Raw genomic sequence first — 12076 nt, 5'->3', positions numbered from 1 at the left:
TGAATCCAGAGTGTCTCATTTTAGAACGTATTATAGATCTTTACATATTGATTATAATAATAAATGACGCGTTGTACATAGTGCCGGGTTTCACCAAACGGAATATCTTTGACCGTCTCGAATGAACCGTCCCATACGCCATCCCTTAACCATGAGTTCACTTTACCTGGACCTGCATTGTAAGCAGCAATCATAGCCGCTTCATTCCCGTCAAATTGATCTGACAGATTGCGTAGATACCAGGTACCCAGCTGGATATTCCTTTCAGGCTCGTGCTTCAATTCTTCCAGAGAGGTGCCCGGAATTTTGGCTTGCTCCATGATCCAGTTCGCGGTGTCAGGCATCAGCTGCATTAATCCGATGGCACCTCTCTTGGATTCCTTGCTTGTCTTGAAATTGGTCTCCACCTTGATGATGGAAGCGATGAGAAACGGATCCACCTCATAACTCTGAGACTGGGCCCGAATCTCTTCCTTATAATGAATCGGATAGAACCATGACATCCAATTGGTATTCAGGAACAGCACCAATACAAAAGACACAAACATCAACAACAGTACCCGTTTCTTACGCAGCAATCTCATAATAAGCCCTTACGATGCAAAAATGAAATGAGTTGCTGCTCCGTCTCTGACCACAAGCCGCTGTTATCGATAACCACGTCAGCACGCTGCTTCTTCTCTTCAATATCCATCTGCATGTCTATACGGGCATCTGCCTGTTCCGCCGTCATTCCATCCCGGCTCATCAGTCGTTCTCGCTGTATAGACCTTGGAACGTAAACAACCATCACTTCTTCGAAGCCATCCTCCAGCCCTGACTCGTACAACAACGGAATATCCGATACAACCAGCTTTTTGGGATGTTCTAGCTCATACAGAGCAGCGCGCTCGCGCATCTCCTTGCGGATCGCAGGATGTGTAATAGCCTCCAGTGCCTTACGTTCCTCTGGATTCTGAAACACAATACTGCCCAGCTTTTTCCGATCCAGTGTTCCGTCCTCATTCAATATGGCTTGTCCGAACCGCTGAACAGCCGCAGCCAAAACGGGATGCCCGGGCAGCATTACTTCCCGGGCAATAACATCTGCATCAATGAGCAACGCTCCCTTACTGGCGAGAAAGGCGGACACACTGCTTTTGCCTGTCGCGATCCCGCCGGTTAAGCCAATATTCATTATTTCACCTCACAACAACTTCATTATTCCCATAAACATTAATAAAAGCGCAGGTAACACAGATAATCTTCGCATCCACCGCAGAGCAGCAAAGCGCAATCCAACCTTCATGCCCAGTGACAGAAATGCCCCGCTAAACAACGCAATAACTAATGCTGTCCACAAAGTCGGGAATCCCAATAATGCTGCCCCCAGTCCTGCACCGAAAGCATCCAGAGAAAGGGCTATACCCAGCCACATCGCTTCTTGGACGGATATACTGCCCGAGTTATCCATATCCGCCTTCGAGGGGCTACGCAGAATTTGAATAACCACACCCAGCTTCCGCAGCTCAAGTGTAAAGACCATTCGTTCCAGTGATCCTCCAGAAGCAGATGGCTCAAGCTCCAGCGCGAGCACCTGATTTCTGCCTTTCGACTGAACTTCTTGTGAGGCTTGCGTACCACTATGGATTGTTCCTGCTCCTGTTCCCTCACCCACTCCATTGTCCGTTTCCAGCTGTTCCTTGCCCCGTTTTCGAATGAGTTGTAGCAACGACCATGCGCCAATACCGATCAGAATAACCGCTCCAACAATCGAAGCCACGTCCGGAGATACGACATGAGACAGAAGCACACCTACTTGCATGGATAATGCAATAACCAGACCCGAACAGATGGAAATGACGACAATGGATAACAGCGGAATTTTAGTCCTCCGCAGCCCATATGTAATCCCGACTCCAAAACCATCTAAACTAAGCGCCAAAGCAAGCGCCAGTAATGAAATAAAATGATGCAGCACCCCGGATTCCTCCCCTGTGCGGAACTCGTTCCAACTGGCGGCTGCCAGTATGGGTATACGCCCGCTTATTTCTGCCATATCAGTATATGGAGGGAGGAATCCAAGGGTGCTACAATTTGACGATTTCGTTCATGCTGCCAAACCCATCACCTATTTAGAGCAACGGTTGACACTTCGGACAGTAATGAGTCCCCCTGCCACCTACTACGCTCTTTTCGATTAATGTGCCACACGTTGCACAGGGTTCAGACTTGCGTCCATATATTTTCAATTGATGCTGGAACATTCCCATCTCGCCCTGTCCATTGACATAGGACTTAATGGAGGAACCACCTGCATCCACCGCATCCTGCAGCGTAACCACGATCGCTTCATGCAGCACGGTTAACTGGGCTTCGGTCAGTGTCTTGGCAATGGTCTCGGGATGAATGCCTGCGCGGAACAAAGCCTCGTCCACATAAATATTCCCGATGCCGACTACATATGCCTGATTTAACAACACGGCTTTGATTTTGGTTGTGCGTTTGCCAACAGCATCACGGAATGCAGCTACAGTAAACGCAGGATCAAGCGGCTCCAGCCCCAGTTTTAACAAAGGTTTGGATACCAGTTCCTCCCCTGCATTGAAGAGATGCATTGTACCGAATTGACGGACATCCTTGTAACGTAATTCTGTACCATCGGTAAAGTGAAAAATGACATGGGTATGCTTCTCCACTTCCTCATACTGTTGGTACACTCCGTACCTTCCTTCCATCCGCAGATGGGAGACAAGCACCAGCCCGTCCAGCAAAATACGCAAAAACTTGCCCCTGCGCTCTACACCGATTACGGTATGTCCCTTAAGTTCCATTGCAAATGCATCTATGTCGTCCGGCCGCTGAATGATCCGCGGCAAGCTAACGGTAACGGAGTCAATGGTTTTGCCAACAATAAGTTGATTCAATGTTCTTCTGACTGTTTCGACTTCCGGTAATTCCGGCATGATGTTCTCACCTCCCCTATATTATAACGGAAGATGGCGCTCAGCGGGACCCCTTCTTGTGTCGAAAACAGTTGAAAAATATTTTGTAAAATAACGGAAAACCCGCTTGGGATCTATTATTTAGCCTCGTACCAGTTTTCTCCGTAGCTGACTTCCGCTTTCAGTGGCACTGACAGCTCCAATGCTTTTTCCATCACTGAAGGAACCAGCTCTTTCATCAGTTCCAGCTCATCCGCAGGCACTTCGAATACAAGTTCATCGTGCACCTGTAGCAGCATGCGGCTCTTCAGCTTGCGTTCACGCAGCGCTTCATCCATCTGTACCATGGCAAGCTTGATGATATCTGCCGCAGTTCCCTGGATCGGTGTATTCATCGCTGTCCGTTCCGCAAAGGAACGCAGGTTAAAGTTGCTGGCATTGATTTCTGGCAGATACCGACGGCGTTCCAGCAGCGTTTTGACATAACCATCCTGACGGGCTTCCTTCACAATATCATCCATATATCGGCGTACACCCTGGAACACTTCAAAATATTGATCGATAAACTGCGCTGCCTCTTTACGCGTGATGTGCAGGTTCTGCGAAAGGCCGTAATCACTGATGCCGTATACAATCCCGAAGTTAACCGCCTTGGCAGAACGACGCATGTCCCCATCCACCTCTTCTGGCTTCACACCAAACACATCAGAGGCCGTTTTCGTATGGATATCCATGTCTTGGACAAAAGCTTCCTTCAGCCGCTCATCATCTGAAATATGGGCAAGGACGCGCAGTTCAATCTGCGAATAGTCTGCTGCCAAAATGGACCAGCCCGGCTCGGAAGGAACAAATACCTTCCTGATTTTACGGCCTTCCTCCATCCGAATCGGAATGTTCTGCAAGTTCGGGAACTGGCTGCTAAGACGTCCAGTAGCCGCGATCGTCTGACGGTAATACGTGTGCACCTTGCCATCCTTATCTGAAATCTCTTTGAGGAGTCCTTCTACATATGTGGACTGTAACTTGGCAAGTTGACGATATTGCAGAATGTGCTTAACGACATCATTATAAGGAGCCAGCTTCTCCAACACTTCGGCATCCGTAGAGTATCCTGTTTTTGTTTTCTTCACTACAGGCAGACCGAGTTTATCGAATAAAATCTCACCCAGCTGCTTCGGTGAATTCAGATTGAATTCCGTTCCGGAAAGCTTGTAGATTTCCGCCATCAACCTGCTTATATTTTCTTCAAACTCACGACCCAAAGCCTGCAAATCTGCCGTATTAGCCTTAATCCCCTGTTTCTCCATATCTGCAAGAATACGTGACAACGGCATCTCCAGTTCATGGAAAAGTGCGTTCATCTCATTGCTCTCCAGTGCCTGCTCCTGGAGTGGAATAATGGCTGCTACTGCCGCCGCTTTGCGACACAGAAAATCGCCCAGTATATCCGCCTCAGGCACTCTGTATTTTGCACCTTTGCCCATAACCGAATCATCCTCCACGAGGGAAGGCAGACCATACTTCGTGGTCAGGCCGCTGATCGTCTGATTTGATTCGGTTGGATCAAGCAAATAGGCCGCCAATTGCACATCAAAGGACGCTCCAGCAAACTCAATACCATGCGCATGCAGTGCCAGATCAACACGATGAAGATCATAACCGCGCTTGGGTTGATCTGCATTGCCCAGCCATTCTCGTACTGGGGCAGCTGCATCAGACTGAAGCAATTCGGGAGACAGGAAAGTATAGATTCCGGCTGAGCCTACAGCAAGTCCAATTAGTTTCGCCTGATGCGGGTTATCGCCATGTGTCTCCACATGCAGCACATCAATGGATTCGAGTGAACTGAACAGCTCACTAATCGTTTCTTCTGTTGCAATGGAGGATTGTACTGCGGCAGCTGGGACGGCTTCCTGTTCAGAAACTACACTTGCGCGGAATGACAGGCGCTCAAGCAAAGACTTGAATTCAAGCTTGGCCAAAGCTGGGCCTGCCAGTTCCTCTTTCAAGCCAGCAAACTGCATATCTTCCCAAGTTTGTTCCAATGGAACTTCACGGTGGATCGTGGCAAGCTGCTTGCTCATACGTGCATCTTCGGCGTGAGCCTCAATCTTTTCTTTCATTTTGCCCTTTAGCTCACCTGTGCCGTTAAGAACTTCCTCAACCGAACCGAACTGGTGCAGCAGCTTCAAAGCCGTTTTCTCTCCAACCCCGGGAATACCCGGAATATTATCGGACGCATCGCCCATCAGACCTTTGAGGTCAATGATTTGCAGCGGCGTCAGACCATAGCGCTCCTTGATCTGAGCAGGATCATACAGTTCAATATCAGTTACCCCTTTACGCGTCAGTCCGATATGCACATTTTCGGAAGCAAGCTGCAGCATATCTTTGTCACCCGATACAACAAGCACCTGTCTGCCCGCTTCATCTGCGCGTTTGGTTAATGTTCCGATGATGTCATCCGCTTCAAATCCTGCAAGCTCAAACTGGGCAATCCCGAAGCCCTGAAGCAGCTCTTTCAGCAGGGGAAATTGCTCCGACAACTCCGGTGGTGTTTTCTCCCGACCACCCTTATACTCCTGGTAACCTTCGTGCCGGAACGTAACTTTGCCTGCATCAAATGCCACCATCACATGTGTCGGTTTATGCTCTTCCAGCAAGCGCAGCAGCATCGTGGTGAAGCCGTACACCGCATTGGTGTGCAAGCCTTTCGAGTTCGTTAGCGGCGGCATTGCAAAAAACGCCCTGTAAATAATGCTATTTCCATCTATAAGAATAAACTTGTCCATTCCAGCACCTCGCGTATCGTATGGTCAATCCTTCAGTTACATCTACTCTCATGATACCATACACACCTGTTACAACAAAAAAATTAGTCATCTTTATAGGTCATAATCTTCCTGCAAAAAAAGGAACTCCCTCCGCGGATGGCCTGTTCACAGGCCGCCCGAGAGAAAGTCCCTTCATTTCGCTACAAATAATACCCCAATTCCACTAAAAACGGTTACCTATTGATTCAAATCAGGGCGTTTTCCTGTTACCAGATACACCGTGCTCTCACCAATGTTTGTTGCGTGGTCACCAATCCGTTCGATATAACGTCCTACCAACATCAAGAGCATCGCTTGGGAAGCCTTATTTGGATGGTCTGTCATGAACGAGTAGAGGTCACTGATCATATGACTGTACAATTGGTCAACCTGATCATCGGTCTGAGCCATTTTGTAGGCCAGATCCGTATTTTCTTTCAGGAAGGATTCAATGGATTCCTCAATCATGGACTTCACGATTTCCGCCATTCTTGGAATATCCACAAGTGGTTTAATGAGCTCCTGCCCATCCATACGAAGGGTCACTTTGGCCACATCCAGCGCAAGGTCACCCATACGCTCCAAGTCACTTGAGATTTTGAAGGCAACAATAATGCGTCGCAAATCCTTCGCTACCGGCTGTTGTGTAATGATGAGCTTGGAACCCAGTTCCATAATCTTGTCTTCCAAGGCATTCAGATTCGCATCATTCTTGATGATGACCTGAGCTTTCTCGGCATCCATCGTCTGTAAACTTTCAATAGCACCATCCAACGCTGTGCCAACATGCTCACCCATTTGCCGAAGCAGTGTGCGCAGTTCCTCAAGCTCCTGATCAAATTCTTTTCTGCGAATCATAGATTCCATGTCCTCCTTATCCATCATCTCCGGACACGCCGGGATCGTTCGAACTCAGCTTGCTTATCCGAACCGTCCGGATATATAATCCTCGGTTCTGGAATCCTGCGGTGTGGAGAACAATGTTTCTGTATCCGCCGCCTCCACTACTTCCCCGTTCAGGAAAAATACTGTACGACCCGATACACGTGCAGCCTGGTGCATGTTATGGGTTACCATGACAATCGTGTATTTATGGTGCAATTCCTTGACCAGTTCTTCAATTTTGAGCGTTGAGATCGGATCAAGTGCAGACGTTGCTTCGTCCATCAGCAGTACGTCAGGCTGCACGGCCAGAGCACGTGCAATACAGAGACGCTGCTGTTGTCCACCAGATAGACTGAGTGCCGATTTTTTGAGCACATCCTTCACTTCATCCCACAGTGCAGCATGAACAAGACTCTGCTCCACCAAACGATCCAGTTCGGCTTTTTGCGTCACCCCATGAAGTCGTGGTCCGTAGGCCACGTTATCGTAGATCGATTTTGGAAAAGGGTTAGGCTGCTGAAATACCATTCCGACCCGCTTGCGCAGCGTCTCTACTTCAATTTCATTGCTATAAATGTCGGAACCGTCCAACATAACTTGTCCTTCCACACGTACGCCTGGAATCATGTCATTCATCCGATTCAATGTACGAAGCAAGGTCGATTTACCACAGCCCGACGGACCAATAAACGCGGTAACCGTCTTCTCCGGCAGGTCCATCGATATATTTTTAAGCGCGTGATGCGTATCATAGTATAAATTAAGTCCTTCAATATGAATGAGGTCCTTCATGGATGTTCACTTCTCCTTCGCGGCAGGGACAACCAGATTCCCTTACGTAGACCGATGCCAATGATTGAACCTGGCTCTCGGTCATCTATAATATCCTACCCTCTCATTGTAAAAACAGTATCACTTTCATGTTAACGGAATGTAAAAAGAGACATCTTTCACACCTATGACCCTTCTATCCGATCATTGCGTATGAATGATGCCCATCCTGCCGTCATTTAGTCATCCGCCTGGACCATATCTTCCAGTCTCTCCCGAATGTGCTCTGCTAATTCTCCAGCGGTTTTGCCTTCCATCGCGATATCCTCTGCAATATGGGACATGCCTGCTACAGCCGTGTTCAGCTGTTTGAATGCAGCCCCTCCTTCGTTTACATGAACGGAGCTGCTGTCAATCTCTGCCGCGCTTGCTCTCACCAGTTCTACAGTCTGTCTGGTCAATCCTCCGATATCATCCAGTAAAGAGGACATATTTCCCGCAACCTCACGGGTCTGCTTGGCTAGGGCGCGAATCTCACCAGCGACGACCTGGAACCCCCGTCCGTACTCCCCCGCATGCGCCGCTTCGATGGAAGCATTCATGGCGAGCAGCCCGCTTTGGTCAGCCAATGAACGAATGGAACGTGCCATCCCGGAGCCCATGTCGATAGAGCTCAGCATGTCATCAGCGTGTTTCTGCTGACCCTCCATATGCTGATATACACGGTTATAGGAAGCATCAACCTGACTGAGACTGCTCGCTCCCCGTTCGGACAACTGCATGATCTGAGACGCTTCTACCCCAGCCTTTTGAGCGGCTTGAACCAGTTTGGTGACGGAGTCGTTGATTCTCGTTATTTCCTGTCTGCTCTGTGTAATAATATGTACACGTTCTTCTGAAGCCACATGCTGCAGTTTACGGGAAAGGGACATCACATCCCTCATCGTCAACACACCCAGCAATCGTTCTTCTTCCGTAACGATCAAACAATCGTAGAAATATTGCTCACTGCGAGCCAAAGCAATGTCAATAATCGCGGTCGCTTCTGCATGCACATCGACAATAACAGGAGAAGAGTCCGCTGCGTGTACAACCGGTTTTCGATAGAAAAGATCTGCCGCAAAGCGTCCATTCAACATTCGGTACAATGTCTCTCGCATCAACAAACCTAATGGCTGCATGTGATCATCACATAAGACAATACACGGGTACTCCTGATCCTGATTGAGCAGGCTTGCCGCTTCCCCGCAGGTCGTATGAACGTCAACTACAGGTATTTGACGGCAATAGTCCCGTAATGAGATTACATTCTCTTTGGTGACCCCAAATTCATCTTCATCTTTTTGTTCTCCCATGGGAGTTACAACTTGTTCCTGTTGCGTATTTATCATTTCTTCGGGCTGGTCGGGCTTCACTTCGAGCAACATGGGCATAAATGCGCAATCTCCTTTACGTATGAGCTCCGTCCTGAGGTGGAATATGTAGGTACAAAGTATCACTCAGACAGCTTCATCCTACTCCCTATACGTAAAGGAAAATATTTGTTTGTGTTAAAGGAATGTAAAATAAAACTCCCCGATCATTGTTAACTTGAATGATGGGGAGTTTTTCTTTTTACAACCAATTTATAACCTACACCGCGAATCGAATCAATATGAACCGATTCCGGGTCCAGCTCCAACTTTTTCCGCAATGAACTGACATGAACGTCCACCGTGCGCTGTCCTCCGATATAATCGAAGCCCCAGACCGCATTCATCAGATCATCCCGGGTAAGCACAACACCTGGCTTCTTGGCCAGATAAAGCAGTACCTCGAACTCCTTGGGACGTAGACTAATGGATTGTCCACCCAATGTCACTTCATACTTCAAAGGATATATCTCAAGCTCTCCCAGAATAATACGGGAACCGTCTTTATCCTCTGGTTGCGGCAAATCTTCACCGTTCGAATAACGTCTTAACACCGCATCTACGCGAGCAAGCAATTCGGATACACCAAATGGCTTCGTAATATAATCATCGGCACCTGATTTTAAGCCCTGCACAACTTCGGCTTCACCGTTTTTGGCTGTGAGAATAATGACCGGTGTACTAACACCCTGAATTCGTAACTTGTTCAGAATATCCAGACCATTCATTCCAGGAAGCATCAGATCCAGCAGAATCAGATCAAACTCCTGGGACAACGCCCGATCATAACCTGAAGATCCGTGATCCTCAGCAATAACATCATAGCCCTCTTGTGTCAGGTTGTACGTAAGCAATCTTGATAATGTTGGTTCATCTTCAATAACGAGCAAACGCTGCGCCATGATACCCCTTCTCTCCTATAGGTTGTCTGTTGCCACAACACTTTGTTTATCATAGCACCTAATTGTTAACTCTGTGTAAAACACCATATTCCTTTTACATTTCACTTCCATCGGACTAGATTTCTTCATCCTGAATTAATGGAAGGATAACACGAAACGTTGTTCCCATGCCAAGTTCACTCTCTACAGATAGTTTGCCATGGTGCAATTCAACCAGATGTTTCACAATTGAAAGCCCAAGTCCTGTTCCTCCCGAATTACGAGATCTGCCCTTGTCCACCCGATAAAAGCGTTCAAAAATCCGCGGCAAATCTTTCTTCGGAATACCAATTCCTGTGTCGGACACCGCAAATACAACTTCTTCTTCGGCCTCATGATGCTCAACCGACACTTGTAATTTAACCCGTCCACCCTCAGGGGTATAGTTAATGCCGTTGGATAACAGATTAATAAAGATCTGCTTCATTTTATCCTCATCAGCTTCAATATACAATTCTTCGGGAACATTCATCTCCAGTCGAATCTCTTTCTTCTCCGCCACCTTGGACAGGGTACCCAGAACCATCTCGAAGAACGAATGCACATGCACTGGTGAACACTGCAGGGGAGCACGTTTGGACTCGATTTTGGACAACTCCAGAATATCTCCGATTAATCGGTTCAATCTGTCACCTTCATCATAGATGATCTGCAGGAATGAACGCTCCGTCTCTTTGTCCTGTACCCCGCCGCTGAGAAGGGTTTCGGCAAAACCTTTGACCGCAGCTACCGGCGTCTTGAGCTCATGAGATACGTTCGCTACAAACTCACTGCGCATCGATTCCAGCCTGCGGATCGCCGTTACATCCTGGAGGAGGAAGAGCATCCCCCGGTAAGCACCGTCATCTTCAGACATCGGTACCCCGTCAATGCGAATCAATTTTTCCACCGGATTGAACACACTCACTTCTTCATGCATCGGTTCTCGCAATGCTACACTTTCTTCAATCGTGCGGGTCAGCTCATAATGCCGCTTCAATTCAATATATGGCCTGCCAGTAACCCGCTCTGCCTGAATGCCAAGAATACGCTCTGCTTCCCGATTGACCAGTGCAATCGATTGACCTGCATCAATCATTATAATGCCGCCTGTCATGTTGGCAAGCACACTTTGCAGCAGCGCTTCATTATCCCTGATCGTCTTCAGCTGCATCTGAAGGCTGTCTGCCATTCCATTTATGGCAAGTCCCAGTTGACCGATCTCATCATTACGAGTTACATCCACTCTCGCATCATAATCCAGCTTGGTGATCCGGTGAGCCACCTTCGTAATATGCTCAATAGGTGATGTTAGTCCCCGCGCAACCCGATAACTAACCAGAGCCACAATCAGGAACAGAAGGCCCAACGTGAAAACCATCAAAATCCAGCCCTGCTGGAGACCCTGATCCACAGCTTCAAGACTCATGGACAATCGAATGTAACCGTCAAATTTCCCACTGGGCAGCTCGATCATGTCGCTTTGATCCGAATTCACAGGTAGCGCCACATACAGCATATCCTGTCCAAGTGTTGCACTATAACGAATCGACTGACCATAGTTTTGCCCAACCGCTTCTTTAATCTCCTGACGGTTCAAATGGTTATCCATTGAATTGGGATCGCTCTCCGAGTCGCCAATGACCGTCCCGTCTTTATTGATAAAGGTTACCCGTGAATCCGTCAGTCGATCCAGCTCGACAGCGCGATCTGAATAATATTTCTGTGTCTCTGCATTTGTAGGATCGGATGCATCATGAAACGGGAACGTTGCTTTTAGCAAGTTGATCTCACGCACCATCGTTTGCTCCAGTGCATTAATGTGAGTAGTCTTAAAAACTCTGCCCATCGTATACCCCGCCACAATGACGGAAATACCGATCAGCACCATCATAATGATGGCCAGGCGAATTCGGAACGGTCTCATCTATCTCTTCCTTTGTTATAAAATTAATAATTTAACTACATGTCCATTTCTATTCGATCACCACGAGTGGTGGGCTGTGAAATGACAAGAAACTCTACGTCTGCTTCGCCCCGATTCTGCATCTGATGTGGCATCTTCGGCGCAATTTCTATCCCTTCATGGGGTCCAAGCATGAACTCTTCCCCGTTAAGTTCCATACAGGCCTCACCACTAAGGATGAAAAAGAACTGACGACTTATCGAATGATAATGCCGAGTTTCAGATGTTCCTGCAGGCATAAGTTCATGAATAACGCTCAGTTCTCCATTTTGAACGAGATGCCAGCCATCACATTGCCCACCCCATATATAGTGTGCCGCATTTTGTTTGCTAATCTTCATATGACCGCCTCCGAAGCTTACTTGTTCGGTCTATATCATATCAC

The 12076-nt window shown here is 47.8% G+C and carries 11 protein-coding genes; all 11 read right to left on the bottom strand.

Annotated features, from left to right (window positions below):
- Positions 1–20: 20 nt before the first annotated feature.
- The 11 genes from BMW94_RS25810 to BMW94_RS25760 all read right to left on the bottom strand — a co-directional run bounded on the left by BMW94_RS25810 (position 21) and on the right by BMW94_RS25760 (position 12032).
- Complete coding sequence (locus BMW94_RS25810; RefSeq protein ID WP_063568107.1) at positions 21–584, bottom strand: lytic transglycosylase domain-containing protein; 564 nt, start codon at positions 582–584, stop codon at positions 21–23.
- Complete coding sequence (gene coaE, locus BMW94_RS25805) at positions 581–1177, bottom strand: dephospho-CoA kinase (RefSeq protein ID WP_091001622.1); 597 nt, start codon at positions 1175–1177, stop codon at positions 581–583. The genes BMW94_RS25810 and coaE overlap by 4 nt, the downstream gene beginning before the upstream one ends.
- 9 nt (positions 1178–1186) lie before the next feature.
- On the bottom strand, positions 1187–1960 hold the full coding sequence (locus tag BMW94_RS25800) for a manganese efflux pump (RefSeq protein WP_175480854.1): 774 nt from the start codon (positions 1958–1960) through the stop codon (positions 1187–1189).
- A gap of 154 nt (positions 1961–2114) precedes the next feature.
- A complete protein-coding gene (mutM, locus tag BMW94_RS25795; protein WP_091001620.1) occupies positions 2115–2945 on the bottom strand; it encodes a DNA-formamidopyrimidine glycosylase in 831 nt (276 codons plus the stop codon).
- Positions 2946–3061: 116 nt separating this feature from the next.
- The gene (gene polA / locus BMW94_RS25790) at positions 3062–5716 is read right to left on the bottom strand and encodes a DNA polymerase I (RefSeq protein ID WP_091001619.1); all 2655 of its coding nucleotides are present in this window, start codon (positions 5714–5716) and stop codon (positions 3062–3064) included.
- A gap of 219 nt (positions 5717–5935) precedes the next feature.
- The gene (gene phoU, locus BMW94_RS25785; protein ID WP_076289778.1) at positions 5936–6595 is read right to left on the bottom strand and encodes a phosphate signaling complex protein PhoU; all 660 of its coding nucleotides are present in this window, start codon (positions 6593–6595) and stop codon (positions 5936–5938) included.
- 63 nt (positions 6596–6658) lie between these two features.
- A complete protein-coding gene (gene pstB / locus BMW94_RS25780; protein ID WP_063568101.1) occupies positions 6659–7414 on the bottom strand; it encodes a phosphate ABC transporter ATP-binding protein PstB in 756 nt (251 codons plus the stop codon).
- 218 nt (positions 7415–7632) lie between these two features.
- Positions 7633–8826, bottom strand: coding sequence for a methyl-accepting chemotaxis protein (locus BMW94_RS25775; protein WP_091001618.1), 1194 nt, complete (start codon positions 8824–8826; stop codon positions 7633–7635).
- Positions 8827–8978: 152 nt separating this feature from the next.
- The gene (locus tag BMW94_RS25770; protein ID WP_053783546.1) at positions 8979–9707 is read right to left on the bottom strand and encodes a response regulator transcription factor; all 729 of its coding nucleotides are present in this window, start codon (positions 9705–9707) and stop codon (positions 8979–8981) included.
- Positions 9708–9822: 115 nt separating this feature from the next.
- Positions 9823–11652, bottom strand: a complete 1830-nt coding sequence (gene pnpS, locus BMW94_RS25765; RefSeq protein WP_091001617.1) for a two-component system histidine kinase PnpS — start codon at positions 11650–11652, stop codon at positions 9823–9825.
- A gap of 35 nt (positions 11653–11687) precedes the next feature.
- Positions 11688–12032, bottom strand: a complete 345-nt coding sequence (locus BMW94_RS25760) for a cupin domain-containing protein (RefSeq protein ID WP_091001616.1) — start codon at positions 12030–12032, stop codon at positions 11688–11690.
- Positions 12033–12076: the final 44 nt, after the last annotated feature.

The organism is Paenibacillus sp. OK003 (assembly GCF_900109515.1).
GTDB classification, from domain to species: domain Bacteria; phylum Bacillota; class Bacilli; order Paenibacillales; family Paenibacillaceae; genus Paenibacillus; species Paenibacillus marchantiae.
Note: the sequence above shows the minus strand (reverse complement) of the source record. Positions and strands in the feature narration are given on the sequence as shown.

Bases quoted from the DNA above. Each gene is read 5' to 3' on its own strand.
- BMW94_RS25810 (WP_063568107.1), bottom strand. From the start codon at position 584: ATGAGATTGCTGCGTAAGAAACGGGTACTGTTGTTGATGTTTGTGTCT.
- coaE (WP_091001622.1), bottom strand. From the start codon at position 1,177: ATGAATATTGGCTTAACCGGCGGGATCGCGACAGGCAAAAGCAGTGTG.
- mutM (WP_091001620.1), bottom strand. From the start codon at position 2,945: ATGCCGGAATTACCGGAAGTCGAAACAGTCAGAAGAACATTGAATCAA.
- polA (WP_091001619.1), bottom strand. From the start codon at position 5,716: ATGGACAAGTTTATTCTTATAGATGGAAATAGCATTATTTACAGGGCG.
- phoU (WP_076289778.1), bottom strand. From the start codon at position 6,595: ATGATTCGCAGAAAAGAATTTGATCAGGAGCTTGAGGAACTGCGCACA.
- pstB (WP_063568101.1), bottom strand. From the start codon at position 7,414: ATGAAGGACCTCATTCATATTGAAGGACTTAATTTATACTATGATACG.
- BMW94_RS25775 (WP_091001618.1), bottom strand. From the start codon at position 8,826: ATGCCCATGTTGCTCGAAGTGAAGCCCGACCAGCCCGAAGAAATGATA.
- BMW94_RS25770 (WP_053783546.1), bottom strand. From the start codon at position 9,707: ATGGCGCAGCGTTTGCTCGTTATTGAAGATGAACCAACATTATCAAGA.
- pnpS (WP_091001617.1), bottom strand. From the start codon at position 11,652: ATGAGACCGTTCCGAATTCGCCTGGCCATCATTATGATGGTGCTGATC.
- BMW94_RS25760 (WP_091001616.1), bottom strand. From the start codon at position 12,032: ATGAAGATTAGCAAACAAAATGCGGCACACTATATATGGGGTGGGCAA.